Origin of the sequence: Massilia sp. PAMC28688, from assembly GCF_019443445.1 — a bacterium.
GTDB lineage: Bacteria > Pseudomonadota > Gammaproteobacteria > Burkholderiales > Burkholderiaceae_D > Telluria_A.
This window is the reverse complement of the sequence record NZ_CP080378.1, coordinates 4,098,589-4,125,588: the sequence shown is the minus strand read 5'-3', so window position 1 is coordinate 4,125,588 and position 27,000 is coordinate 4,098,589. Positions and strand designations below refer to the sequence as shown.

At 65.1% G+C, this 27,000-nt stretch carries 20 protein-coding genes; 5 read left to right on the top strand and 15 right to left on the bottom strand.

Translation table 11 applies throughout. From position 1 onward, the window contains the following. The first annotated feature begins 146 nt into the window (after window positions 1-146). The 3 genes from KY495_RS18530 to KY495_RS18520 all read left to right on the top strand — a co-directional run bounded on the left by KY495_RS18530 (window position 147) and on the right by KY495_RS18520 (window position 5,164). Complete coding sequence (locus KY495_RS18530; protein ID WP_219880823.1) at window positions 147-2,813, top strand: PAS domain S-box protein; 2,667 nt, start codon at window positions 147-149, stop codon at window positions 2,811-2,813. A 482-nt stretch (window positions 2,814-3,295) separates the two neighbouring features. Further along, entirely contained in the window at window positions 3,296-3,814 is a 519-nt protein-coding gene (locus KY495_RS18525; RefSeq protein ID WP_219880822.1) for a hypothetical protein, read from the top strand. 33 nt (window positions 3,815-3,847) lie between these two features. Further along, on the top strand, window positions 3,848-5,164 hold the full coding sequence (locus tag KY495_RS18520) for a diguanylate cyclase (RefSeq protein WP_219880821.1): 1,317 nt from the start codon (window positions 3,848-3,850) through the stop codon (window positions 5,162-5,164). Window positions 5,165-5,180: 16 nt separating this feature from the next. On the opposite strand, the gene KY495_RS18515 is transcribed toward KY495_RS18520, so the two are convergent. Both KY495_RS18515 and KY495_RS18510 read right to left on the bottom strand, forming a co-directional pair. Further along, entirely contained in the window at window positions 5,181-7,673 is a 2,493-nt protein-coding gene (locus KY495_RS18515) for an EAL domain-containing protein (RefSeq protein WP_219880820.1), read from the bottom strand. Window positions 7,674-7,795: 122 nt separating this feature from the next. Continuing rightward, window positions 7,796-10,168: a PAS domain S-box protein gene (locus KY495_RS18510; protein ID WP_219880819.1), complete on the bottom strand. Its 2,373-nt coding sequence runs from the start codon at window positions 10,166-10,168 to the stop codon at window positions 7,796-7,798. A 134-nt stretch (window positions 10,169-10,302) separates the two neighbouring features. Between KY495_RS18510 and fnr the strand changes: the two genes are divergently transcribed. After that, a complete protein-coding gene (gene fnr / locus KY495_RS18505; protein ID WP_219880818.1) occupies window positions 10,303-11,061 on the top strand; it encodes a fumarate/nitrate reduction transcriptional regulator Fnr in 759 nt (252 codons plus the stop codon). 37 nt (window positions 11,062-11,098) lie between these two features. Here fnr and KY495_RS18500 read toward each other — a convergent pair whose 3' ends face one another. From KY495_RS18500 to hemN, 12 genes are all read right to left on the bottom strand, one after another. Further along, complete coding sequence (locus KY495_RS18500) at window positions 11,099-15,421, bottom strand: CHASE domain-containing protein (RefSeq protein WP_219880817.1); 4,323 nt, start codon at window positions 15,419-15,421, stop codon at window positions 11,099-11,101. Further along, window positions 15,418-15,813, bottom strand: coding sequence for a response regulator transcription factor (locus KY495_RS18495; RefSeq protein ID WP_229518358.1), 396 nt, complete (start codon window positions 15,811-15,813; stop codon window positions 15,418-15,420). The genes KY495_RS18500 and KY495_RS18495 overlap by 4 nt, the downstream gene beginning before the upstream one ends. A 97-nt stretch (window positions 15,814-15,910) precedes the next feature. Then, window positions 15,911-16,426, bottom strand: a complete 516-nt coding sequence (locus KY495_RS18490; protein WP_219880816.1) for a FixH family protein — start codon at window positions 16,424-16,426, stop codon at window positions 15,911-15,913. Window positions 16,427-16,436: 10 nt separating this feature from the next. Continuing rightward, window positions 16,437-17,813 (bottom strand): cytochrome c oxidase accessory protein CcoG, encoded by a 1,377-nt coding sequence (gene ccoG, locus KY495_RS18485; RefSeq protein WP_219880815.1) that lies wholly within the window; start codon window positions 17,811-17,813, stop codon window positions 16,437-16,439. Then, window positions 17,810-18,736 (bottom strand): cytochrome-c oxidase, cbb3-type subunit III, encoded by a 927-nt coding sequence (gene ccoP, locus KY495_RS18480; RefSeq protein ID WP_219880814.1) that lies wholly within the window; start codon window positions 18,734-18,736, stop codon window positions 17,810-17,812. Before ccoP ends, ccoG begins: the two co-directional genes overlap by 4 nt. Then, window positions 18,729-18,896: a cbb3-type cytochrome c oxidase subunit 3 gene (locus KY495_RS18475; protein WP_219880813.1), complete on the bottom strand. Its 168-nt coding sequence runs from the start codon at window positions 18,894-18,896 to the stop codon at window positions 18,729-18,731. Before KY495_RS18475 ends, ccoP begins: the two co-directional genes overlap by 8 nt. A 1-nt stretch (window position 18,897) precedes the next feature. Continuing rightward, window positions 18,898-19,512 (bottom strand): cytochrome-c oxidase, cbb3-type subunit II, encoded by a 615-nt coding sequence (gene ccoO, locus KY495_RS18470; protein WP_219880812.1) that lies wholly within the window; start codon window positions 19,510-19,512, stop codon window positions 18,898-18,900. Between the two features lie 35 nt (window positions 19,513-19,547). Then, on the bottom strand, window positions 19,548-20,999 hold the full coding sequence (gene ccoN / locus KY495_RS18465; RefSeq protein WP_219880811.1) for a cytochrome-c oxidase, cbb3-type subunit I: 1,452 nt from the start codon (window positions 20,997-20,999) through the stop codon (window positions 19,548-19,550). 103 nt (window positions 21,000-21,102) lie between these two features. Further along, entirely contained in the window at window positions 21,103-21,249 is a 147-nt protein-coding gene (gene ccoS, locus KY495_RS18460; protein ID WP_219880810.1) for a cbb3-type cytochrome oxidase assembly protein CcoS, read from the bottom strand. A 10-nt stretch (window positions 21,250-21,259) separates the two neighbouring features. Continuing rightward, window positions 21,260-23,668, bottom strand: a complete 2,409-nt coding sequence (locus KY495_RS18455) for a heavy metal translocating P-type ATPase (RefSeq protein WP_219880809.1) — start codon at window positions 23,666-23,668, stop codon at window positions 21,260-21,262. Continuing rightward, complete coding sequence (locus KY495_RS18450; RefSeq protein ID WP_307728197.1) at window positions 23,665-24,408, bottom strand: sulfite exporter TauE/SafE family protein; 744 nt, start codon at window positions 24,406-24,408, stop codon at window positions 23,665-23,667. Before KY495_RS18450 ends, KY495_RS18455 begins: the two co-directional genes overlap by 4 nt. A gap of 14 nt (window positions 24,409-24,422) precedes the next feature. Continuing rightward, the gene (hemN, locus tag KY495_RS18445) at window positions 24,423-25,838 is read right to left on the bottom strand and encodes an oxygen-independent coproporphyrinogen III oxidase (RefSeq protein ID WP_219880808.1); all 1,416 of its coding nucleotides are present in this window, start codon (window positions 25,836-25,838) and stop codon (window positions 24,423-24,425) included. A 130-nt stretch (window positions 25,839-25,968) separates the two neighbouring features. On the opposite strand from hemN, the gene KY495_RS18440 reads away from it, so the two are divergent. After that, window positions 25,969-26,445 (top strand): YciI family protein, encoded by a 477-nt coding sequence (locus KY495_RS18440; RefSeq protein ID WP_219880807.1) that lies wholly within the window; start codon window positions 25,969-25,971, stop codon window positions 26,443-26,445. 13 nt (window positions 26,446-26,458) lie between these two features. Here the strand turns inward: KY495_RS18440 and KY495_RS18435 are convergent, their stop codons facing one another. Further along, a complete protein-coding gene (locus tag KY495_RS18435; protein ID WP_219880806.1) occupies window positions 26,459-26,944 on the bottom strand; it encodes a metal-dependent hydrolase in 486 nt (161 codons plus the stop codon). Between the last annotated feature and the right edge of the window lie 56 nt (window positions 26,945-27,000).

Sequence of the window (27,000 nt, the reverse complement as noted above, 5' to 3'; positions counted from 1 at the left end):
GGTCCCGTCCATGGTGATTTCAGCAACTGCACATCCGCGACAACATTGTTGCCCGAGTCTGGTATTCTGCATCCAAGGGGCCACAAGCTGCCACCGGCACGCTGACCGCCCCATGCCACAGCCTGTCCCAAGACTGGATGACCGCAATGGATAAACAGGGTTTTGACGACGCCGCCCGGGTACAGGCGCTGTGCGAACTGGGGCTGCTCGACACACCGCAGGAGGCGCGTTTCGACCGCCTCACCCGGCTCGCGTGCGCCGCATTCCAGGTCCCGATTGCGCTGGTGACGCTGGTCGACGCAAAGCGCCAATGGTTCAAGTCGCGCGCCGGCTTGGACACGGTGCAGACCCCGCGATCCCATGCCTTTTGCAGTCACACAGTAGGCCAGGGCGAGCTGATGGTGGTGCATGACGCCCTGCTCGACCCGCGCTTTCGTGACAACCCGCTGGTCACCGGCGCGCCCTACATCCGCTTTTACGCCGGAGCGCCGGTGCGCGCCCTGGATGGCCACGCCGTCGGCACCCTGTGCATCATCGACCAGGTGGCGCGCCCGTTTGGCGCGGCCGAGAGCGAACGGCTGGCGGAACTGGCGGCGCTGGTGGAAGACGAAATCAACAAGGGCGCCATGACGCGCGCGCGCGAAGCGGCCGAGCGCCAACTCGCGCAACTGCATGCCGACCTCGAACAGCGCATCGCCGAGCGCACCCGCTCCCTGCGCGACGCCAATGAAGCGCTCAAGCACGAAATCGCCCAGCGGCGCGAACTGGACAAGTCGTTGCGCGCCAGCGAGAAACGCATTCGCACCATTGTCGAATCGTCCTTCAGCGCCTTTATCAGCATTGATGCCGAAGGCCATATCATCGACTGGAACCCGTCAGCCGAGCGCATTTTCGGCTGGTCCCGCGACGAGGTGGCAGGCCGCGACCTGGCCGACGTGATCATCCCCGAACGGCTGCGCGCGGCGCACTGCCAGGGCATGGCGCGCATGCTGGCCACGGGGCAGGCCAAGGTCCTGAACCAGCGCCTGGAGCTGCCGGCCGTCACGCGCGGCGGCGACGAGATCACGGTGGAGATGACCATCAATTCCTTCGCCGCCGGCGACGCGGTCTGCTTCGGCGCCTTTTTGCACGACATCACCGACCGCGAACTGGCGCGCCGGGCGCTCGCCCAAAAGGAAGAACTGCTCGACGCCATCCTCGACTCGGTCGACGTGGGCGTGGTGGCCTGCGACGCCGGCGGGCGCATCACCATGTTCAACCGCGCAGCACGCGAGCTGCACGGCCTGCCGGCCGAGGCACTCGACCCGCAGGACTGGGCGGCCCATTACGACCTGTACGACGCCGGCGGCAGCGAGCGCCTGGCGCAGGCCGACATTCCCCTGTTCCGGGCCTGGCAGGGAGAGCGGGTCCAGAATGCTGCCCTGACCATCGCTCCCAAGGACCGGCCGGCGCGCAAACTATTGGCCAGCGGCCGGCGCATGCAGGATGCCCGGGGCGAGCTGCTGGGCGCGGTGGTGGCGCTGTCGGATGTGACGGAGCTGGCCGATTCCCGCAGCCAGCTCGAGGCCGGCCAGCAGCGCCTGGCCGCCATTACCGAAAACCTGCCGGCCGTGATCGGCCAGGTGGACAAGGACGGCAACTTCGTTTTTCTCAACTCGATGGCGACCCGCTTTTACGGCAAGAGCGTGGCCGCGCTGATCGGGCGCAGCGTGGCATCGGCCTACAGTGCGCAGGAATATGCCAAGCTGGCACCTTACCTGGCCGCGGCACTGGCCGGCGAACGCGCCCGGTTTGACGATGAGATCGAAGTGGACGGCAGGCTGGTACGCTACCAGGCCTCATTCATTCCCAACCTGGACGACGACGGCGTGGCCGACGGGTTCTTTTTCATGGCCTTCGACATCACCGCGCGCTGGGAGAGCGAACTGCGCCAGCGCGACAGCGAAGAGCGGCTGCGCCTGATCACCGACAACCTGCCGGTGCTGATCTCCTACATCGACCAGGACAAGCGCTTTCGCTTTGCCAATGCCATGCACATCAAGTGGCTGGGCATCGCCCCGCAGCAGATGATTGGCAGGACCGTGTACGACGTGCTGGGTCCGGACTATGCGGGCGCTCCGGAACAGGCGCTGGCGGCCTGCCTGGCGGGCCAGCAGGTCGAAGGCGACATGAAGCTCAATACCCCCACCACCCCGCGCACCGTCCACAGCCTGTTCGTGCCGCACCTGCGCGGCAGCGAAGTGGTGGGTGCGTATATCCTGACCACTGACGTAACGGCCGCGCGCGAGCATGAAAAGCAGCTCAAGGCGATGGCCATGACCGACGCCCTCACGGGCCTGCCCAACCGGCGCTGCTACGACACCCACCTGGCCGGGGCCATCAAGCGCGCCAGCCGCAAGCGCGAAGGCCTGGCGCTGATGTACCTGGACGTGGACCATTTCAAGGCCATCAACGACACGCTTGGCCATGCGCTGGGCGACGAAGTGCTGAAGGAATTCGCGCGCCGCCTGGTGGCGGCAGTGCGCAAGAGCGACATCGTGTGCCGGCTGGCCGGTGATGAATTCACCGTCATCCTGGAAGGCATCCATGCGCCAGCCGAATGCGCCGTGGTCGGCGCCAAGATCGTCGCCGCCATGGAGGCGCCGTTCACGCTGGGCGATACCCGCCGCGCCGTTACGGCCAGCATCGGCGTGGCCTGGAGCGACGGCATTGCAGCCGATGCCGCCTTGCTGGGCGCGCGCGCCGACGCGGCGCTCTACAGCGCCAAGGCAGCCGGCCGCAACTGCTTCGCTCTGGCCGACGGAAGCAGCTAGCAGCCAGCAACGACACGCCTGGCGGCCGCGAGCACGCCCCCCAACATTATCCGCGCGAAACCGTCGGCATTGAACGCGCCAAAAAAAGTTTCCTATTGCCAGGGTCAGACCACTTAAAAGCGGCAAAATCAATTGATCCTAGGATAGCCTCTACACTGCGAGGATCGGCAGCGCAACTTTTTGCATTGCTTTACGCTGTCAGCGGGGTTTTCGCTGGCCTACAGCATGATTTTTGTGGTCCCGGGCAACCTCTATGGCGCGAAGGAACGCTGATGCGTCGAAATGCCTCTCGATAGGCAATTAGTTGCAGATTCCCCGTTTAAGTGGTCTGACCCTGGTGTAAGGAAATTGAGTCGGGTTAATAGGATGTAGGCTGTTTGTGAGTTGCCGTGGGGGACTGTCTGCCACGGTGGCGCGCTGCTCTCCTACAGGGGGCGGCGCAGCCGGATGACATCGCTCGCGCTACGCTTCAGGTCTAATGGATGCACCTGATCCACATTGCAAAAGTTTCCGTCATGAATACCGCCACCCTTCCCGCTGTCCTGCACCTCCTCGCGCCTTTCCAGGCAAACCGCGAGCGCCTCGGACAATGGGCCTTTGCCGCCGCAGTGCGTCTTTCCGACCAGAATCGCCCCCTTGGCCTCAAGGTCCTGATCGAATGCCTGTTCGCACTGCAGGCGGTGATTGCCTTTCTGCGCTCGGCAGGCACGTGCGCCCGCCCCGCCGCCGCGCCTCGCGCCCAGCCTGCCCCTGGTCGAAGCCAAGCCGCGGCCGCCTGCGCCACCAGTGCCCGCCAGACCCCGGTGCGCCACCCGGGCGCCGCACAACTGCCAGTCCCGCGCGCTCGCCCCACCCACGGGGCGCGCCTTGCCCGTAATAGCCGCCAGGCCCAGCGGCGTACAGCGCCGCGCCAGGCGCCGTGGCCTTCGTCGCACAGCGGGGCCGGCACCGATGTGCTGCACAAAACCCGTTTCTTGTGTATGGTGGGGTTGCACGGATAAAATACCCATTTTGCACAAGTGAGCCAACCTGACATGCCAAGCGATACGCCGCTTTACAAGAACCATGTGATGCTGTTGTCGCAGACGTTTTTCATCAAGGATAATCAGGCCGAGCTGCTCCTGTGCGCGCACAAATACGATTTCGAGATCATTTTCTTTGACGAAGTCCAGGATTTCGTCATGGCCGTCGATAACGATATCGGCAATTCCCTGTTCGTCGTCGACCTCGACGCCCTGCACAATATGCAGTCGGACATGCACGACAGCCGCAAGACGCTGCAGCTGGGCGAACTGCTCCAGCGCCTGCCCAGCGGCCAGAGCTACGTCTACCTGCAGACCGTGCGCCAGGGCGGGCGCTTCCTGCTGCAACAGCGCCTGGTCGACAGCAATTGCCTCGCCTATGCAGAAAAGCCGATCGCCAACGATGTGCTGGTCGACAAGCTGTTCACCCTGTTCGTCCAGAGAAAGCGCGGCGACCTGGTGCGCGTAATGTACCTGGGCGAGCCGGTCGGTCTGGACGAAGACTTCCTGCTGCAGCACCGCATCGAGGTGCTCCACCACGCCGACGCCCAGACCCTGCACTTGCGCGTCAAGGAGCTGCAGCCCGATATCGTGCTCATTACCGATGCCGAATATGAGCGCACGGAAGCGATCGTGCGCGTCTTGCAGAAAAATATAGAAGCCGACCCGGTGCGCGAAATCACCATGCTCCAGCGCCTGCCCGACGCGGCCCTGACCCGGCGCGCCCTGGCCAGCGGCTTTGATGAAGTGCTGCTCGTGACCGATGCCGACGTGCTGTCCGGGCAGCTGGCCAATCGCGCCAACAAGATTCGCGTCAACAAGGACTTGATCGGCAAGGACCGCGCCACCGGCCTGCTCAACAAGATCGGCCTGCAGAAAAAAGCCCAGGAACTGATCCGTCAGGCCGCCCGCGAAGAACGCCCGCTGGCCTTTGGCGTGGTCGACATCGACAAGTTCAAGACCATCAACGATACCTGGGGCCACTACTTCGGCGACATCGTCATCAAGCGCCTGTCGCTGACCCTGGCGCCCCACATCGGCGAGCGCGATCTGCTCAGCCGTTTCGGCGGCGAGGAATTCGTGGTCGTGTTCTGGGATTGCACGCTCGAAGAGGGCTGGGCCAGGCTGGACGCCATGCGCCAGGCCTTCGGCGCCATCCCGTTTGAAACGCAAAAGAATGAAGTGCGCCACTTTTCTTTCAGCGGGGGCATGGCGGCCTATCCCCAGTACAAGAGCGAAAACGAACTGTTCCTGCGCGCCGATGCCATGCTGTACGAGGCCAAGCAGAACGGGCGCAACCAGATCTGCGTGGCACCGGTGGCCGACTAGCCGTCCGAATTTCCCACTAGCTATTGCGCTCGCGCACCAGCGCTTCGAGTGCCGGCGCGGCCAGTGGCCGGCTGTAGAAGTAGCCCTGCATTTCATCGCAGCCGCTGGCGCGCAGGTATTCCAGCTGCGGCGCCGTTTCCACGCCCTCGGCAATGATTTCAAAGTTCAGGCTGTGCCCGAGCGCGATGATGGAGCGCACGATGGCTTCGCCATTGCGGTCGCTCAGCATGTCGCGCACGAAGGATTGGTCGATTTTCAGGAAGTCGAGTGGAAAATGGCGCAGGGAACTCAGGCTCGAGTAGCCGGTGCCAAAGTCGTCGATCGACAGCTTGACGCCCGAGCGCTTCAATTCCACCAGCGTCTGCACCGCTTCCTCGACGTTATCCATCATCATGCTCTCGGTAATTTCGAGTTCCAGCAGGGCCGGCGCCATGCCGCTGGCAGCCAGGCTGGCAGCCACGTCGCTGGCAAAACCGGCCTTGCGGAACTGGCGCGCCGACACATTGACCGCCATGTGCATGGGCGGCAGGCCGGCCGCCAGCCAGCGCACGGCCTGGCGGCAGGCTTCGCCCAGCACCCAGTGGCCGATCTCGACAATGATGCCGGTTTCCTCGGCAATGGCGATGAAGCGCCCCGGCGGCACCATGCCCAGCTCCGGATGCTGCCAGCGCACCAGCGCTTCCACCCCCGTCACGCGGCCCGTATGCAGGTGCACGCGCGGCTGGTAGTGCAGCACCAGCTCGCCGCGCGCCACGGCATGGCGCAGGTGCTTTTCAATCAGCGCCCGTTCGCTCAGCTTTTCATCCATCTCGGCGGCGTAGAATTTTTGCTGGTTGCGCCCCGCGCCCTTGGCCTGGTACATGGCCATGTCGGCATGCTTGAGCAGCTCGGCGCCCGTGCTGCCATCCTTGGGGTAGACCGACACGCCGATGCTGCAGGTGAGCGTCAGTTCATGGTCGTCTAGGCGCACCGGGGCCGACACCGACTGCAGCAGCTCGGCGATGACGGCCTCGGTCAGGCGCGGCTCCTGGTGGTCCATCAGGAGTAGCATGAATTCGTCGCCGCCCAGGCGGGCCACGGTGTCGCTCTGGCGCAGGCGCTGGCTCAGGCGCGCCGACACGGTCTGCAACAGGCGGTCGCCCATGGCGTGGCCGAGGGTATCGTTGACCAGCTTGAAGTTGTCGAGATCAATGAACACCACCCACAACGCCTGCCCGTAGCGGCCGGCAAAGGCAATGGCCTGGTCCAGGCGGTCGTTGAACAGGTTCCGGTTGGGTAAGCGCGTGAGCGCGTCATGGTTGGCCTGGTGTTCGAGTTCGGCCTGGTAGCTGAGGGTGGCGGAAATGTCGCTGATGACACCCACCCAGTGGCTCACCTGGCCGCCCTCTTCGCGTACCGGTGCCACCCGCAGCTCGTTCCAGAACAGCGAGCCATCCTTGCGGTAACTACGCAGCACCACGGTCGCTTCGCGTCCTTCGTCGATGGCGGCGCGCAGCAGGGCGAGCGCGCCCTGGTCGGTGTCGCCGCGCTGCAGGATGCGGCAGTCGCGGCCCAGGATGTCGGCACTGGCATACCCGGTCACCCGCGTGAAAGCGGGATTGACGTAGTCGACCAGGTGCCTGCCGTCGCGGGCACTGGTGATGACGATGGCATTGACACTCGATTCGACGGCGCTGCTTTGCAAACGCAGCGTCTTTTGTGCCAGCTTGCGCGCCGTGACGTCTTCGATGGTGCCCAGCACGCCGATGATGGCGCCTTCCTGGTCGTACAGGGGCAGCTTGGTGATGACGTAGTCATGCAGGCGGCCATCGCGCTCCATCAGCTGGTCCTCGAATTCGAGCATGGGCACGCCGGTCGCCATGATGGCGCTGTCCTCAGTGCGGATGCGGTCGGCATTGTGGGCCCACGGAAAATCCTGGTCGCGCTTGCCCACCACCTGGTCCGGATGATCCAGTCCGGCCGCGCGCGCGAACACCACGTTGCAGCCGGCGTAGCTGTGGTCCGGATGCTTCCAGAAGATCTGGTGCGGCAAGGTATCGATCAGGCGCCGCTGCAGCTGTTCCGACTTGTACAGCGCACGCTCCACGCGCAGCATGGCCGAAACATCGTTGGCGAACACAAAGCGGCAGCGCCTGCCGCGAAATTCCAGGGCATGGGCGGTGACTTGCACGTCGATCAGCTCACCATCCTTGCAGCGGTGGGACCACAGCGCCGACCCGCTGTCTCCGGGAGCCGGGGCCTGGTCCAGGAAGGCGAAGAAGCGCGCCTGCTGCGATGGCGGCAGCAGGTCGCCCAGGGTCATGCCGGAAAACTCCTCGGCACTGTAGCCATAGGTGCGCTGGGCTGCCGGATTGACCGCCATGAAGCGCAGCGTGCCCAGTTCATAGATCCACATGGGCTGTGGATGGTCCAGGAACAGGCTGAAAAACGCCCCTTCCGTGGCCGTCTCGGCGGCGTGCGGTCCTGGCGCCGTGTCACGCGCACTTGGGGAGAGGGTCGGGATCGTCATTTTTTGTTGCCAGTGTATAAGTACCACTATACGCAAGCAAGAAAAAAAGGGGCGCGGCTTTCGGCCACCCTTGTGGACGGCATACGACAGTGGGCGCGCCGCCTTGCGCCACCGTCCCCTTTTCAGCCGTGCAGGAAGCGCCGCATGTCGTCCGGCTGTGCGGGCTTGACGCAATGGTGGTCGAAGCCGGCCGCCAGCGCCAGGCCGCGGTCGTGCGACTGCCCGTACCCGGTCAGGGCAATGAAGCGGGCCTGGGCCGCGCCGGGCAGCGCGCGGATGCGCCGCACCAGTTCATAGCCATCCATGTCGGGCAGGCCAATGTCCAGGATAAAGGCATCCTGCACGTCGCGCCTGGCCGCCTGCAGGGCTGACGAGCCTTCGTAATAAATTGATACGGCGTGGCCTTCACTTTCCAGCAGCGCGCCCAGGGTCTGGGCCGCGTCCACATTATCGTCCACGATCATGATGCGCAAGGCCTTGGCGCTTGCCGGACTGCCGGTACCGGCCACGGCGCCGGGCGCGCTGCCGGCGTGGCGCGGCAAGGTCACGGTAAAGGTGGCGCCGCGTCCCGTGCCCTCGCTGTGCGCGGTGACGCTGCCCCCGTGCAGGGCCACGATATGCTTGACCAGTGCCAGCCCCAGTCCCAGGCCGCCCTGGGCCCGGTCCGGCGTGCGGTAGCCCTGGGTGAACAGGTCGAACACCTGGGGCAACAGGTCGGCCTCGATGCCGCTGCCGTTGTCGCTCACCTCGATCCGCACTTGCTCCTCGTCCGCGTGCAGCGCTACTTCGATGCGTCCGCGCTGCGGCGTGTACTTGGCGGCGTTGCTGACCAGGTTGGCGATCACCTGCACCAGGCGAATCCGGTCGCCGCGCACGCTCACCGGCCCGGGCGGCATGTGCAGCACCAGCTGGTGGCCGCGCGAATCGACCAGGGGGCGGGTTTGTTCCAGGGCGCTGCTGACGATCGGTTCCAGCTCGCACAGGTCGTCGGCCAGGGTGACCAGGCCGCGCGTGACGCGCGACACGTCCAGCAGGTCGTCGATCAGGCCGGTCATGTGCGTGACCTGGCGCGTAATGACTTCACTGGCGCGCTTGATGGCCGCTGCGCTCACGCTGGGCAGGCCAAGCAGCTGCGCCGAAGTGCTGATCGGCGCCAGCGGATTGCGCAGTTCATGGGCCAGCATGGCCAGGAATTCATCCTTTTGCTGGTTGGCCTTGCGCAGCTCTTCCTGGGCGGCCTTGTGGGCATGGATATCGGTGCAGGTCCCCATCCAGCGGATGATCTCGCCCTGTTCGTCATGAACTGGCAGGGCCCGCCCCAGTACCCAGCGGTAGTGGCCGGAGTGGTGGCGCAGCCGGTATTCGATTTCGTACACGGCGCCGCTGGCCAGGCAGGCGCGCCACAGCGCCATGGCGCGCGGCTGGTCTTCGGCGTGGAACAAGCCGTTCCAGGCGTCGCCATCGGTCGAGCCCTGGGGCACGCCCGTGAAGTCATACCATTGCTGGTTGTAGTAGTCGTGAAAGCCGTCCGGCAGCGTCGACCAGACCATCTGCGGCATGGCGTTGGCGATGGTGCGAAATTTCGCCTCGCTTTCCTTGAGCGACTGCTCCTGGCGCTTGCGCTCCGTGATGTCCACGGCGACGCCGGCAAAGCGGCGCTGTCCGCTCACGGCATCCTCGAACACCCGCCCCTTGGCCATCACCCACACCTCGGCCCGGTCAGACTGGGGCAGGCGGTATTCAGCTTCATACAGCTCGCCGCTGGCCATGGCGGCGGCGATTTTTGCCAGCACCCGGTCCCGGTCCCTGGCATCGATCATGCTGGTAAACCGCGACAGGTCAAGCCCGCCGCGCGCCGCTTCGGCATCGACATGGAACAGGCGGGCAAAGCGTTCGTCCACATACGTCATGTTCGATGCCAGGTCCACGCTCCAGGTGCCGATATTGCCGGAAGCGTCGAGCGAGAGCTGCAGGCGCTGTTCCAGCTCGCGCGACGCCTTCAGGGCCCGCGTCAGGTCCGTCACATCGGTGGTGCTGCACAGCACCCCCACCACATCCCCGTGTTCGTCGCGCACCGGGCTGTATGAAAAGGTGAAATAGCAGCGCTCCGGAAAACCCGAGCGTTCGACCACAATGGGCATCTGCTCGAAGTGGCTGCCTTCGCCTGCAAAGGCGCGCTCGGCAATGGGGCCCACCACGTCCCACGCTTCGGCCCAGGTGTCGCGAAAGCGCGCACCGAGGGCGCCGTCCGCCTTGAGCCCCAGCTGCGGTATATAGGCATCGTTGAAAAAGCCATAGTACTCGCTGCCCCACACCAGGTAGGACGGGGTGTGGGAATTGAGCATCATGGACAAGGCCGTGCGCAGTGCGGCCGGCCACTGGTGAATCGGCCCGAGCGGATGCCCGGCCCAGTTGGCATTGGCAATTTCCTGCGCCATGCGCCCGCCACCGGTCAGGAAGGCGGGCATGGATGCCGGATCGGTCGGTAATTCCATATTTATCATATGCCAATTTTACACCGGCCAAGTTCGATGCCAGCGCGCACAATTGCTCGGAAATAGCGCTCCGGCACGGTAGCCATGGCCAATTTGGGGCGCCACCGGCCTGCCCCCTGCGGTATCATGTGCCCATGAATGAATCCACCGCCCTGATCCCTTTAAATGTTCCCGCGCTTAAGGCCAGCTGCGGTGCCTGCAGCATGCATCAACTTTGCCTGCCAATGGGGCTGGACGAAAAGGACATGGTGCGGCTTGACAGCATCATCGGCCAGCGGCGCCGGGTGGCGCGCGACGAACGCCTGTACCAGATGGGCGAGCCGTTTCGCAACCTGTATGCAATTCGCTTCGGCCACTTCAAGACGCTGCAGGTCAATGCCGCCGGCGAGCAGCAGATCACGGGCTTTCAGATGGCCGGCGAGCTGCTGGGGATGGACGCCATCAGCGGCGACCGCCACCACTGCGACGCGGTGGCCCTGGAAGACAGCGAAGTCTGCGAAATTCCCTTTGCCCACCTGGAAGACCTGTTTGGCCAGGTGCCCACGCTGCTGCGCCACTTCCACCGCATCATGAGCCAGGAAATCACGCGTGAGCAAAATGTCATGCTATTGCTGGGCAATATGCGCGCGGAACAACGTTTCGCCGTGTTCCTCACCAATTTATCGACGCGCTATGCCACCCGCGGTTATTCGGCGCAGTCGTTCCAGCTGCGCATGTCGCGGGAAGACATCGGCAACTACCTCGGCCTGACCATCGAGAGCATCAGCCGCATCCTGTCACGCTTCAAAAAGCAGGGCCTGCTGGCGGTGGACAAGCGCGCAATGACCATTCTCGACCCGGCCCGCATGCGGGCCATGGCCGCGGGTACCGAACAGTGCAGCCCTATCTCCTGATTGTGGTCGTGCGCCGGGCCTGAGCTGCGCCCCTTGCCTATTCCTTTGCCGCGCCAGGGTCGGCCTGGCGCCACCAGGCCTGGGCCACGCCCAGCGCCCGGTCCAGTTCGCGCAGCATGGCATCGAACTGCGGCTCGCTGTGCCTGCCCTGCTCCCTCAAGGCGCTTTCCAGTGCCAGCGAGGCCTGTGCAAAATCGCTGGCGCCCAGGATGCCCACCGTGCCGCGCAAATCGTGCAGGCGGCGCAGCACGCTCGCCACATCGCCTGCCGCATACAGGTCCGGGATTTCGGCACGCTGCGCCTGCGCCGCCTTGATGGCCTTGCCGATCATGGCCACCAGCCCGGCGCGCGAGCCATTGGCTTCGCTCATGCGCACCAGCTTGGAGACATCGAACACCCCGCTTAGCTGCGCCACCGGTGCCGGCGCCGGCGCCGCTCCAAGCTGACGCAGCAAGATTGGCACGAATCCGGCCGGGTCGAGCGGTTTGGCCACGAAGGCGCTCATCCCGGCTGCCGAGCAATGCTCCCGCTCGGCCACCATCACCCCCGCGCTCATGGCCACGATCGGCAAGGTCAGGCCCAGCTCCTGGCGGATGATGCGGGTGGCTTCGAGGCCATCCATGCGCGGCATCTGCACGTCCATCAGCACCAGGTCGAAGCGCTCCGGCCCGCGCAGCGCGTCAACCGCCGCCGCGCCATCGCCGACGATATGCAGCTGCGCACCCTCAGCCTCGAGGATGGAGCGGGCCACGAACTGATTGAGGTCGTTGTCCTCGGCCAGCAGCATGCGCACGCCCGCCAGGCGCTGGCGCGGCGCCGCCACCGGCATGCCGCTGCGCGCGGCCGCGGGCGGTGCAAACGCCTGCTGCATGGCCTGGCGCAGGCTGCGCGCGGTGGCTGGCTTGAGCACCACCGGCCCACTGCTCTCGCCCATCGCCGTGGCCATCGCCGTGGCCCTTGCGTGCGGCGCCTGCAGTGCCAGCAGCGGCTTGCCGGCGCGCCGGCAGATCCCGGCCAGGGCCGCCGTCAGCCGGCTGGCCGCGTCCCCTTCCAGGCTGGCGTCCACCAGGGCCGCGTCGAACGGCATGGCGCCAGGGTCCAGCGTCTGCACGTACTCGAGGGCGGCGCCGCTGTCGCTGAACGAGACCGTGCGCCAGTTGGCCGCGCGGCACAGCTGTTCCAGGGCAGCGACGGTGGTCGGGCTGTCATCGACGATCAACAGGCGCAACTTGCGCAGCGATGGCGCCAGCACGTCTTCCTTGACCTGGGTATCGATGCCAAGTGTCACGGTCAGGCAGAACACGCTGCCCGACCCCGGCGTGCTGGTCACGGCGATGGTCCCGCCCATGAGTTCGGCCAGGCTGCGCGAAATGGCCAGCCCCAGTCCCGTGCCGCCAAAGCGCCGGGTGGTGGAGGCGTCGGCCTGGGTAAAGGCTGAAAACAGCCTGGACTGCTGTTCGGCATCCATGCCGATGCCGGTATCGCGCACACAAAAGCGCAGCGTGACACGCGCATCAAAGCGCTCTTCGAGTTCGACCACCAGCGCCACTTCACCCTGTTCGGTGAACTTGAGCGCGTTGGTGAGCAGGTTGGACAGGATCTGCTGCAGGCGCAGCGTGTCGCCCACCAGCTGGCGCGGCACATCGGCCATGGCGTAGGCCGCCAGTTCGATCGGCTTGTCGCCGGCATTGACGGTCATGATCGACCCGAGCGTGTCGAGCAGGTCGTCGAGGGAAAAAGCGGTGGGCGACAGGTCCATGCGCCCGGCCTCGATCTTGGAAAAATCGAGCACATCGTTGAGGATGGCCATCAGGGCCCGGCCTGAATTGCTGATCATGTCGACATATTTGCGCTGCTCGGCTGCCAGCGCAGTCTTGCCCAGCAGATGGGTAATGCCCAGTACCGCGTTCATCGGGGTGCGGATCTCATGGCTCATGTTGGCCACGAAATCAGTCTTGGCGCGGCTGGCCGCTTCTGCCCCTTCCTTGGCCCGGATCAGCATGTCCTGCATGCTGCGCTGGCTGGAAATATCGTAGGCCACGCCCAAAAAGCCGCTCACCTTGCCGCTGGCGTCATGAATCAGGGTCACGGCCAGGCTGACGGGAAACTGCTCGCCGTTCTTGCCCACATAGGTCCACTCGCGCACTTCGGCCTGGCCCAGGCGCACCCGCGCCGTCAGCACTTCGTCGGCATCGACCGTGCGCCCCAGTTCCTGCGCAAGCTCGGCCTGGCGCGCCGCCAGTTCGGCCGGCAGGTGGAACTTGTTCATCTTTTCAATGCCCACCAGTTCCGCCGGCTGGTAGCCCAGCATGCGTACCGCCCCGCTGCTGAAGGCGGTGATGGTCCCCGCCAGGTCGGTGGCGACAATCGAAAACTGCAGCGCCGAATCGAACATCGACTGGTAGGCGCGCTCGGACTGCAGCAGCGCGCTGCGCATGTCTTCGGCCATGCTGGTGACCAATTCATGGCGCGCGGTGAGCGTGCGCGCGGCGCCGAAAAACAGCAGGCTGATGATGGTGCCGGCCACCAGCACGATATGCGCCTTCTGGCGGTCCACCGTGGCCTCGAAACCGGGCAGCGCCACGGCGCGCATGGTCCACTGGTGCTGCGGCAGGTCCACCGGCAGTACGCTGGTCAGTGCGTTGGGGTAGGCTCGCATCTGCGCCGGCGACGGGTGCGAGGTGGCGAACATGAGATCACCGGGCCGGGTGCCGCCGCCATCGAAAATCTCCAGATGCACCTGGCCTTGCACGGTACTGCTGATGCGGCGCATGAAATCGTGCATGCGAAACGGCGCGTATACCAGGCCGTCAAACGCTTGGCGGCGATTACCCGCATTGATCGCCACACCATTGCGGTAGACCGGCACATACATCAAAAAGCCGGGCTGTCTGACTGCGCCCGCCTCCTGCACCAGCGTCACCTGCCCGGTGACGGCTGCCTGCCCGGAATCGCGCGCCCGCTCGATGGCGGCGCGCCGCTCCGGCTCGCTCAGCATGTCGTAGCCAAAGGCACGCTGGTTGAGCACGCTGAACGGTTCCAGGTAGACAATGGCAGCATACTGGCCGCGTTCGCCCGCGGGCCAGACGCGGTAAGCCGGAAAGCCTTCGGCGCGGACCTGCGCTTCCAGCCTCGCGCGGCCCGCATCATCGACAATGGCGGCGTAGCCAAGACCCTGCATGCCGGGGTAATTGCGCGGCAGGTCCATGCCATCGGCGAACTTGTGCCACTCTTCGCGGCTCACCACATCGGAGGCGGCAAACAGCGCGCGCGAGCTGCGCAAGCCATGCTCGTAAGCGGTCAGCCGTTCGCCCAGGCGCTGGCGCACACCTTCGACAATGCTGTCGAAATCGTCGCGCGCACGTCGCTCGGTGGCACTCGACACCAGCTGCCAGACCAGCATGGTCACGCCCAGGCACAGGAACAGCGTGGACCAGTGAAACACCACACGGCGCCGTACCGGGTCGCCATGCTCGCGTCTGCGCATGGCGTCGATGTCGGCGCACAGGACCAGTCCCACCACGCTGCACAATGCCACGCAGGACTGGATGGCGAACAGCGCATCGTTCAGGGTACCGGTGGCAAACGGCCCAAGGCCGCGCGTGGTGCCCACCGTGGCGGCCGCCCCCATCAGCAGGCTGGCCAGCGTGGTGATGCGGGCGCCATAGCGGTAGGCAGTCCAGCCCACGGTCAGCACCAGCAGATAGGCGATCCAGCGCGGGGAATCGTCGGCGCTGAAGCGGTGACTGAAAATGCCCCACACCAGGGCCGCCAGCACAGAAAAGAACAGTACCAGTTCGGCGCCGCGGCCCGTCCCACCGGCGCGATGCGCGCGCCACACCAGGAACACCGGCGCCACGATCAGGATGCCGGCCACGTCACCGAGCCACCAGGTCGAGAGAATCGTCCATTCTTCGGCGGCAGTGATGATCCCGGCATTGCGCAGCGACAGTGTGCCGACCAGGGCCGCGACCGTCGATACCACCACCGCGACCAGGGCAAAACGGCTCACGTTGACCATGGTGACGAGCGGGCCCTCACTGCGCAGGCGCCGGTACAGCCAGGCGCCCAGCACGCCTTCGAGCGTGTTGCCGCCGGCCATGACGAGCGACAGCGGCACGGCGCGGGTCCAGTCCAGCGCCGCGTCGCCCGCAAAGCCAAGCAGGTTGGCCGCAAACGCGCCAATCAGGATGCCCGGCCAGAGCCGGCGCCCGCCAAGCACCAGGGCAGCCAATGCCAGGCCCGATGCCGGCCACACGGGTGTGACATTGGTATCGGCGAACGCCAGCAGCATCCCCAGCTGCGCGGCCAGGAAATAAACGAGGGCTAGCGCGACAATTCTGGGCGCGCTGCCGTTCACCCGGGCGCCCTGCGCCGCAAGGCAGCGGCCTTGTCCATGCTATCTTGCACGGTGCCCATGGTAAATGGCTTGACGATGAAACCGGCCGCGCCCCGGGAAATCGCACGTTTGATGGTGGGCAAATCGTTACTCGACGTAACCATCAGGACCACCATGGCAGGATGGGCATCCTTGATCGATTCGAGTACATCGAGGCCGTTAATGTCCGGCATCTGGATGTCCAGGCACACAATATCGGGACGCAGCCTGAGGATTAGCTCAATGGCAGCGCGCCCACTGGCAGCCTCGCCAACGATCTCATACGCGTCCCCGGCAATCATCAGCCGCAAGGCGGCGCGGGTCAGTTCATTGTCATCGACCAGGACGACGGACAGGCGTGTCTTAGTGACCATCGGCAACGTATTCCAGGCAATCCGGAAGCTGATAAGGATGACTAAGCTTACCGTGCGCCATCATTGCCATCAAGCGCAAAATTGTCCGGTGCGCGCACTATCCGGGCTGGGGCACGGCCGTGATGCGGACCTCGGCGCGGGCCGGATACAGCCACTGGCTGCGCAGGCGCCATTCGCGCGCCCCGCCCTCGACTGTCACCTGCCAGCGCGCCTGCACCAGGGCCGGCAGCGCCACCGTGAATTTGCCGTCAGCGTTCGGGAAAACGTCGAGCGTCAAGTCCTTGCTCGGCTGCGTGGAATGGGCCAGGTGGATGCGAAACGGCGCGCGCACCGCTTCCCCGGCCGCGCTCAGCCGGCCCGTCAATACGCCCTTGCCGGCATCGTAGTGCCAGTTGATCGCCAGCCGGCGTGCCAGTGCGGCGTCATCGCGCCGCAAGTCCAGGTTGATCGTCTTGCCACGCTTGTAATAGTCGTCCACCACCATCGCATCCTGGCGCTGCCAGGCCAGGACACCGGTAATGACGCCGGCAATGACAATGATGAAGGGGCCGAGCATGAGCAGCCATGGCCAGCGATGGCGGTACCAGGGCAGGGAGGGGAACTGAGTTTGCATGATGTACTTTCTAGCGCGGGATGATGAAGACCGCGTCTTCCACCACCCGCAGGGCCGGGTCGTCGAGGGCGCTGACCGTAAATTGAATGGGATGCGAGCCGCTCTTCAGATCCCCCTTTGGTGCCTGCACCCGCACGGCAATGGCGCGCGTGGCGGCGCCCTCGATCGACGTGTGCGCCTCGCCGTCCACGGCAATGCCAGCCAGGCCGCCCACGGAGACGCGGAAGCGGTGCGCCTGTTCGGCCGTGTTCATCACCTGCAGGCGGTACACGTTTTCGATCCGGCCTTCGTCCAGTTCGCGCCCCATCGAGCCGCGGTCGCGGATCACGTCCACCTTGAGCGGGGTGCGGCTGGCCAGCGCGATCACGAAGCCGGCCGCGAACAGGCTCAGCAAGACTGTGTAAATGAGCACGCGCGGGCGCAGGATGCGGCGCCTGATCTGGCGCGCGTCCCAGTGGCGGGCCAGGGCCTGGCTGGTGGAATAGCGGATCAAACCCTGCGGCAGGCCGACCTTGTCCATCACGCCATTGCAGGCATCGATGCAGGCCGCGCAGCCGATGCATTCATACTGCAGGCCCTTGCGGATGTCGATCCCGGTCGGGCACACCTGGACGCACATGGTGCAGTCGATGCAGTCGCCGCTGTCCTTGCCGCGACGCGCATTGCGCGGTTCGCCGCGCTCGGCATCGTAGGTGACGATCAGCGTATCCTTGTCGAACATCGCACTCTGGAAGCGCGCATAGGGACACATGTACTTGCATACCTGTTCGCGCAGCCAGCCGGCGTTACCGTAGGTTGCCAGCGAATAGAAGCCGACCCAGAACCACTCCCATGGGCCCAGGCCGAGCGTGGCGATGGAGGCGGTCAGCGAGCGCACTGGCGTGAAGTAGCCGACAAAGGAGATACCGGTCCACAGCGCCACCAGGCCCCAGGCCGTATGCTTGCCCCCCTTGCGCGCCAGCTTTTCGAGCGACCATGGCTGGCGGTCGAGCCGGATGCGCGCGCTGCGCGGGCCTTCGAACTGGCGCTCGATCCACAGGAAGATCTCGGTGTACACGGTCTGCGGGCAGGCAAAGCCGCACCACACCCGGCCCGCGATGGCCGTCACCAGGAACAGCAGCCAGGCGCTGATGATCAGCAGCGCGGCCAGGTAAATGAAGTCCTGGGGCCACAGCACCAGTCCGAAAATATGAAACTTGCGCGCGGCCAGGTCGAACAGCACGGCCTGGCGCCCATTCCAGTTCAGCCACGGGATCCCGTAGAACACGAGCTGCGTCATCCATACGCAAGCCCAGCGCAGGCTTGCATAGCGGCCCTTCGCCTCGCGCGGGTAAATCTCTTCCCGCGCGGCGTACATGCGAATGACCTTCGCTTCCGGTGCGTTCATTTTTGTGCCAGCTTGACAGGATCGGCCGACAGGCTCCACACATAGGCGGCCAGCACATGGACCTTGCCTTCGCCGAGGAAGTCGTCAAACGCCGGCATGGTGTTGGAGCGCCCGCTGCGGATCGATTCCATGATCGACTCCTGGCTGCCGCCGTACAGCCAGATCTTGTCGGCCAGGTTGGGCGCGCCCATGGTGTGGTTGCCCTGCCCGCCGGGACCGTGGCAGGCCATGCAGGCACCGAAGCGCGCCTTGCCAAAGGCGCTGCGGATCGGATCGGCCGGTGCGCCCGACAGGCTGCGCACGTAATGGGCCACATCGCGCACATCCTGCTCCGAGCCCAGCGCGCTGGCCATGGCCGGCATCACGCCGGTGCGCCCGCGCATGATGCTGGCCTTGATGGCGTCCGGACTGCCGCCATGGAGCCAGTCCCGGTCGGTCAGGTTGGGATAGCCCTTGTTGCCGCGCGCATCGGAGCCGTGGCAGCCGGCGCAATAGGTCAAAAACAGGCGCTCGCCGATCATCTGCGCCTTGGGGTCGTGCGCCACTTTTTCGATCGGCTGCCTTGCATACCCCGCAAACAGGGGATCGTACTGGGCGCCGGCCTTGACCAGTTCCTCCTTGTAGGCTCCGGCCGACTGCCATCCCAGCTTGCCCGCATAGCTGCCCAGGCCGGGGTACAGCACCAGGTAGGCCAGCGCAAAGACGATGGTGATATAAAAGAGCCACATCCACCAGCGTGGCAGTGGCGTGTTCAGTTCCGTCAGGTCTTCATCCCACAGGTGGCCGGTGGTGCCGTCGCTGTGGGTGCCGGGCTGCACCCGCACCACCGACTGCGACCACAGCAAGACGGCGCAGCCGAGGATGGAGGCAATGGTGATGAGACCGATGAAGTAGTCCCAGAATACGTGGGTAAAGTCAGCCATGGTCAGCCTCCGCTGGCTCGTCGGCGAACGGCATGGCCGCCTGGGCGTCGAAGTCCCGGTTGCGCTTGACGGCGAAGGTCCACAGCAGGATGCCGACAAAGGTAAGGAAGCTGATAAGGGTCATGATGCTGCTTGCACTGTCTAGAAGGTTGGTAGCCATGTTAATTTCTCGTCTTGATCTGGGTGCCCAGGCCCTGCAGGTAGGCGATCAGCGCGTCCTGCTCGGTCTTGTCCACCAGTTCGGCCGGGGCCCTGGCAATGTCCTCTTCGCTGTAGGGCGTATTGAGGCGCTGCAGGGCGCGCATCTTGGCAGTCACTTCCTCCGGCTTCAGGCGCGCCTTGGCGAGCCACGGGTAACCCGGCATGTTCGATTCCGGCACCAGGTCACGCGGGTTGTCCAGGTGGCTGCGATGCCAGTCGTCCGAGTAGCGCCCGCCCACGCGCGCCAGATCCGGGCCGGTGCGCTTGGAACCCCACTGGAACGGGCGGTCATACACAAACTCGCCGGCCACCGAGTAGTGGCCATAGCGCTCGGTCTCGGCCCGGAACGGACGGATCATCTGCGAGTGGCAGTTGTAGCAGCCTTCGCGCACATACACATCGCGCCCCATCAGGCGCAGTGCCGAATATGGCTTCAGGCCCGCCACCGGCTCCGTGGTCGACTTCTGGAAGAACAGCGGAACGATTTCCACCAGGCCGCCAATCGAAATGACCAGCAACACCAGTCCGATCAGGAGCCAGGGCTTCGTTTCGATCCACTCATGTGAGAACTTCATGTAATGCTCCTGCTTGTGTTAAGTAAGTTGGTGGTTCAGGCAAAGGTCTCTTCATGGACCTTGCCGTGGGCGGCAACCGGCTGCGCAATGCGCGCGGGCGATACCACCGTGCCGCGCATGGTCTGCCAGGTGTTGTAGGCCATGACCAGCATGCCCGCCAGGTACAGGAAGCCACCGGTAAAGCGGATCACGTAGTACGGGTAGGTCGCCTTGACGCTTTCCACGAAGGTGTAGGTCAGGGTGCCGTCCGGATTGACCGCGCGCCACATCAGGCCCTGCATCACGCCGGCAATCCACATGGAGGCGATGTACAGCACGATGCCGATGGTGGCGACCCAGAAGTGCACGTCGATCAGTTGAGTGCTGTACATCTGCTTCTTGCCCGCCAGGCGGGGAATCAGGTAGTAGATCGAACCCATGGTGATGAAGCCCACCCAGCCCAGCGCGCCGCCGTGAACGTGGGCGATGCCCCAGTCGGTGTAGTGCGACAGCGAGTTGATGGTCTTGATCGACATCATCGGGCCTTCAAAGGTGGCCATGCCGTAGAACGAGAGCGACACGATCAGGAACTTCAGGATCGGATCGGTGCGCAGCTTGTGCCAGGCGCCAGACAGCGTCATCATGCCGTTGATCATGCCGCCCCACGACGGTGCCAGCAGGATCAGCGAAAACACCATGCCGATCGACTGGGTCCAGTCAGGCAGTGCGGTGTAGTGCAGGTGGTGCGGGCCGGCCCACATGTAGGTGAAGATCAGGGCCCAGAAGTGGACGATCGACAGGCGATACGAATACACGGGGCGGTTGGCCTGCTTGGGAATGAAGTAGTAGACCATGCCCAGGTAGCCGGCGGTGAGGATGAAGCCGACCGCATTGTGGCCGTACCACCACTGGATCATGGCGTCCTGCACACCCGAGTAGGCCGAATAGGATTTCCACAGCGTGACCGGCATGGCCGCGCCATTGACCACGTGCAGCAGTGCCACGGCGATGATGTAGGCGCCGAAGAACCAGTTGGCCACGTAGATGTGCTGCACCCGGCGCTTGATGATGGTGCCGAAAAAGACCACCGCGTAGACCACCCACACCACCGTGATCAGGAGGGCAATGGGCCACTCCAGCTCCGCGTATTCCTTGCCGCGGGTGAAACCCATGGGCAGGGTGATAGTGGCCAGCACCAGCACCGCCTGCCAGCCCCAGAAGGTGAAGGCCGACAGCGTGTCCGAGAACAGGCGCACCTGGCAGGTACGCTGCACCACGTAGTAGGACGTGGCGAACAGACCGTTGATGCCAAAGGCGAAGATGACGGCGTTGGTATGCAGTGGACGCAGGCGCCCGTAGCTCAACCAGGGCACATCGAAATTGAGTGCGGGCCACGCCAGCTGGGCGGCGATGAAGACACCGGCCAGCATGCCGATCACGCCCCACACCACGGTGGCAATCGTGAACATGCGCACGATCTTGTAGTTGTAATTTAAATCTCGGTCCACAAAAGCTCTCCACTGAAAACAACGATGACAGCAGAAGAGTAAATTTCTGGACCTTAAAAATCCTTGATGTGAATCAAAAACGCCCAGATGAGAACGTTTAGTGTCACTGCGCGTCGTCGTCGTGCAGCACGCGCAGCGCGGGGCCTTCGAGATCATCGAACTGGCCGCTGTCGGCGGCGCCAAAGAAGATCCAGGCGGCCAGCGCCACGATAACCAGCGACAGCGGCACCAGCAGATACAGCGATTCCATGATGTGACCTTTATCTTGTATTGGCGCGGCGCAGGCGCAGTGCATTCATCACCACCAGCGCCGAACTGGCGGACATGCCGACAGCAGAAAGCCATGGACTGACCAGGCCAAGCGCCGCTGCCGGAATGGCAATTACGTTGTACACCATGGCCCAGGCCAGGTTCTGGCCGATGATGCGCATGCTGCGCGCGGCCATGCGCGCCGTGTCGTCGAACGCGCCCAGGCGGCCCGACACCAGCACACAGCCCGCATTGAGCTGGGCCAGCGCAGCGCCGCCACCAATGGCAAACGAGGCGTCTGCCGCGCGCAGCACCGCGGCGTCGTTGATACCGTCGCCCACCATGGCCACCACCGCCCCACTCTTTTGCAGCGCCCGGACATAGGCCAGCTTGTCGTCCGGGAGCTGGCCGCCCAGCGCACGGGTGATGTGCAATTCGTCGGCGACACTGTCGACGATCGGCTGCGCGTCGCCCGACAGCAGGATGACGCTTTGCCCCCGTTCGCGGCAGTGGCGCACCACGTCTGCGGCATCGCTGCGCAACCTGTCGGCCAAATCAAAGCGCGCCAGCAGGACGCCCTCGCTGCCCAGGTAAATGCTGCTCACGCCCGGGGTGCCGGCGCGCTGCGCGCCGGCGGCAAAGTGCGCAGTACCGAGCCGGTACGCCACACCTTCAATGCTGCCTTCAACACCAAGGCCCGCGCTGCTGCGCAAGCCGGTGGCCAGCATGCCATGGCCCGCCCCGGCCGCGCGCAGGGGCGCTGCGAAAGGATGGGTACTGCCCTCTTCCAGCGCCGCGGCAATCGCAAGACAGGTGCCTTCACTGAAGTGGCCCAGCGCCTGCGTGGCGCGCAGTGTCGGGCGGCCTTCGGTCAGCGTTCCGGTCTTGTCAAAGATGACATGCGTGGCGCGGTGCATGGTTTCCAGCAGGTGCGGGCGCACCACCAGTACACCGCGCTCGATCAGGGCGCCGGTGGCCGCCGCCAGCGCGCTTGGTGTCGCCAGCGACAGCGCGCAGGGGCAGGACACCACCAGCACGGCAATGGCAATCTGCCACGCGCGGGCCGGGTCAAGCTGCCACCACACGGCAAACACGGCCAGCGCAAACAGCAGCAGGCCGGCCACGAACCACGCTGCCAGCTTGTCCGCCCACAGCACAATGCGCGGCTTGCCGGCAGCGGCACTTTCCACCAGGTTGACCAGACGCGCCAGCGTACTGTCGCTGGCCGCGCATGCCACGCGCGCCACCACCGGCTGCGCCAGGTTGACCGCGCCGCCCGGCAGCAGGTCGCCAACGGCGCGCGCCACGGCGCAGCTTTCGCCGGTCAGCAGCGACTGGTCCAGTTGCGCCTCGCCCTCCATCAGGGTGGCGTCGGCAGGTACCGCCTCGCCGGGGGCGATCATGATGGCATCGCCCTGGCGCAGGTCAGCCGCAGCCACGACCTCGCCCACGCGCGACTGCGGATAGCCCGCCAGGCGCGTGGCCGACGCGGGCAGCGCATGGCGCAGCTGCTCCAGCGCGCGGCCTGCCCTGTGGCGCGCCTGCTGCTCCAGATAGCGGCTCGCCAGCAGCAGGAAGATAAACATGGTCACCGAGTCAAAATAGACCTCGCCCTCGCCGGTGAAGGTGGCAAGGATGCTGGCGGCCGAAGCGGCCGCGAGGCCAATGGCCACCGGCACATCCATTCCCGGCATGCGGCGCCGCACGCCGGCCCAGGCGCCGGCAAAAAACGGCTGGGCGGAATACAACAGCGCCGGGAGCGTAAGCAGCAGCGAGGCCCAGCGCATGAGCGAGTGCATGTCGGCGTCCATCGTGCCATCGTCGGCGATGTAGGCCGGCAGTGCGTACATCATCACCTGCATCATGCACAGGCCCGCCACGAACAGCTGGCGGAACAGGCGCTTGCGCGACTGCTCGCGCTGCTGCTCCTGGCGCCCGCTGAAGCAGGGATAGGCGTCGTAGCCAATCTTTTTGAGCGCCGCGGCAATGTCGCTTGGCTTGCAGCGGCTATCCCAGCGCAGGTACACCCGCTCCGTGGCCACGTTGACATCGGCCTTGAGAACGCCCGGCAGGCGCGCCAGGCGCCCCTCGATGAGCCATATGCAGGCCGCGCAGCGAATGCCGTCAATGGCGAAAATGGCGTCCACGGTGGCGCCCTGCGATCCCTGCAAGCGCGGCTCGGCGTCGAGCAGCGCCAGCTCCGGCGGCACCAGGGCCGGTCCCTCGGCGGTGGCGGGAAACGCGTCGCGCGTGGTGTAATAGTCATCCAGGCCGGCGTCGACGATGGCCTGCGCCACCGAAGCGCAGCCTGGGCAGCACATGGGCCGGCTCGCTCCATTGACCGCCACCGCCCAGGCGGCGCCGGCAGGCGTGGGCAGGCCGCAATGAAAGCAGCTGGCCGGTGCCAGCACCGCGCTCATGGCGCCGCCGTCAGGCACAGCACGTCAAGCCAGCCGCCCGCCACGCCATGCCACGCGCGCCACAGGCCAAGGAGGCCAAAGGCGCCAATCAGGGCGCCGGCGCCCATGCGAAAGGCACGCCGCTGCAGGTAGCGCTGCAGTTCGCCGCCGGCCGCGCCGAGCGTGGCCAGCACCGGCAGCGTGCCAAGGCCAAAGGCGAGCATGACCAGGGCACCGCCCTGCGCCGAGCCGGCCAGCATGGCCGTGAGCAGCATGCTGTAGACAATCCCGCACGGCAGCCATCCCCACAGCGCGCCAAGCGCTGCCAGCTTGAACGGGGTATCGGCCGGCAGCAGGCTGCGTGTCAGCGGCTGGATGCGGCGCCACAGGCCCTGTCCCGATTTTTCCACCCGCGCCAGCAGCGGCAGTGCCCCCGCCAGGTACAGGCCAATGGCCAGCAGCAGCAGATTGGCCATCCACAGTCCGGCCGTCTGCAGCGCCGCGCCGCCGGCCAGCATCCGCGCCCCGCCCGCAGCACCGCCCGCGATGGCGCCAGCCATGGCATAGCTGCCGATGCGGCCGGCGTTGTAGGCCAGCGAGCGGGCCAGGGCCGCGCTGGCGGCGGGCGCCGTGTGTGTGACCACGGCGACCGGAAAGCGGCGCGCCGGCGCCAGGGAAAACGCACTGACGATCCCCCCGCACATGCCGACGCAATGCACGCTCGCTGCCAGTCCCGCCACGAAAAATGGAAACAGATTCACTTGGCAAGCCTGTGCTAGATGGTACGCGAGTGGCGCGGGCCTTCGGTGCGCGGGGCCAGGTAGCGGTCAAACACCATGCACACATTGCGGATCAGGACCCGGCCGCGTGGCGTCACGCTGATCCAGCCCGGTTCCATGGACACCAGGCCGTCCGCTTGGAGCTTGCGCAGGCGTTCGAGCTCGGGGGCGAAATAGTCGGCAAAGCTGATCGGGTATGCCTGCTCAATGGCGCTGGTGGACAGCTCGAACTGGCACATCAGCATCTGGATGACGGCGCGGCGCAGCGCGTCGTCCATGTTCAGGCGGATGCCGCGCACCACCGGCAGCTCGTTGCGGTCCAGCGCTTCGTAGTAGGCGTCAAGCGTCTTGACGTTCTGGCTGTAGGTGGCCGCAACAGCGCTGATGGCCGATACGCCGCATGACACCAGATCGGTGTCGGCGTGCGTGGAATAGCCCTGGAAGTTACGGTGCAAGCGGCCCTGCTGCTGGGCGATGGCAAGGTCGTCGGACGGCTTGGCGAAATGGTCCATCCCGATGTACAGGTAGCCTGCCTGGCGCAGCGTGTCAATGCACAAGCCCAGCATGGCCAGGCGCGTTTCGGCGTCGGGCAGATCCGCTTCCACGATACGGCGCTGTGGCTTGAACAGATGCGGCAGATGCGCATAATTGTAGATGGCGATGCGGTCGGGGCTGGCCGCGATCACCTTGGCCAGGGTGGCAGCCATGGTGGTCTCATTTTGCCTGGGCAGGCCGTAAATCAGGTCAATGCTCACCGAGCGAAATCCCGCTTCGCGCGCCGCTTCAATGATGGCCTGGGTTTCATGCTCCGGCTGGATGCGGTTGACGGCCTTTTGCACGTCCGGATCATAATCCTGCACGCCCAGGCTGATGCGGTTGAAGCCCTGGCCGCGCAGGCGATGAATGCGCTCGCGCGACACGGTGCGCGGATCGACTTCGATCGAATACTCGCCACTGGCATCGGGCGCAAACTGGAAGCTGCGGTGCAGGTGCTCCATCAGCTCGTCCATCTGCGCGTCGGACAGGTAGGTAGGCGTGCCGCCGCCGAAATGGAGCTGCTCGACCTGGTTCATGCCCGCGAACAGACGTGCCTGCATCTCGATTTCGCGTTTGAGATAACTGAGGTAGGTGGCCGCCTTGGCGCGGTTTTTCGTCACGATCTTGTTGCAAGCGCAGTAATAGCAGACGGTGTCGCAGAACGGGATATGCACGTACAGCGACAGCGGGTGGGTGCTGCCCTGGGTCCGCCGGCCGGCGACCGCCTGCAGGTAGTCGCGGTAGGCGAAGCGCTCGTTGAAGCGGTCCGCTGTCGGGTAGGACGTGTAGCGCGGCCCCGAGGCCGTGAGCCTGCGGATCAGGCCCGGATCAAATTCCAGGGGACGGGTGGCAATTGCCGATTGCTGTGCATGCATGACTGCTCCAATGAAAACATGGTGCGAGTCTAAGGATCAGGCCGCGCAAAATCCTTGACCTGCATCAAAAATCGAAAGATGCACTGTGACTGGGCTAAAATCTCCTTGTTCAACTCATAAGGAATTCATCATGCGACAACTCGCCCAGTTGGCCTTGCTGGCCGCCCTGATCACGCCATGGGCCGCGCCGTGGGCGCAGCAGGCCACGCCGGCCGCGCCACTCAAGCAGGCCGAAGACCCGGAACTGGCCAGCAGCCTGGGAGGCAACGACGATGGCATGCGCTCTTATGTGCTGGTCCTGCTGAAAACGGGGCCGAAGAAAATGGAAGCCGGCCCGGAACGAACCAGGATGTTCGAAGGCCATTTCGCCAACATCAACAAATTAGCCAGTGAAAAAAAGCTGGCCCTGGCCGGCCCGCTCGATGGCGTGAACAATATGCGCGGGCTGTTTGTGCTTGCCACATCCGACATTGAAGAAGCGAAGAAGTATGTGGCCGCCGATCCCGTCATCATCCATGGTGAAATGGTCGCCGAGTATCACAAGTTTTACGGATCGGCGGGCCTGATGGCCGTCAATGACATCCACAACAAGATTCGCAAAAAATGATCCTGGCCGGGTGTTACACAAAGCCCTCGCGCTGCGCCCGCAGCGCGACCAGGGCGCCGCCCAGCGCGCCCAGCATCACGCACAGAATGTGCAGCACATCGAGCGGAATGATCCTGAGCAGGTCATTCCCGGCGAAAAACGGCCACCACGGCGCCATGTCGTGATGCATGAGGGCGTCCAGCCCCACGTGGGAAAAGGTGCCGAGCAAGGCGCCTGCGAATGACGCGCGCCAGGTCAGGTAATAGTGCGGGACCTGGCTCATGCGCAGCACCGCGGCGCTGAGGGGGCGGCCGATCAGCGCCGCAAGCACGCCGATGGCCAGCGCGCCGGCCAGGGTGTGCGTGTAGCCATGCAGGACCGGCTTGTTCTGGATGATGCCGATCAGCGGTTCGATGTCCATCAGCACCTGCGCCCCGCCGAAGACCAGGAAACTCACATGGCGGCCGCCGGCAGCCTTGAACAGCGCGCCGGCGCCGAGGTGAAACGGGGTAAATGGCATGATCGGGTCAATTGATAGCAAACTGCCAGTATGGCAGTGTCATGTGCATTGACTGT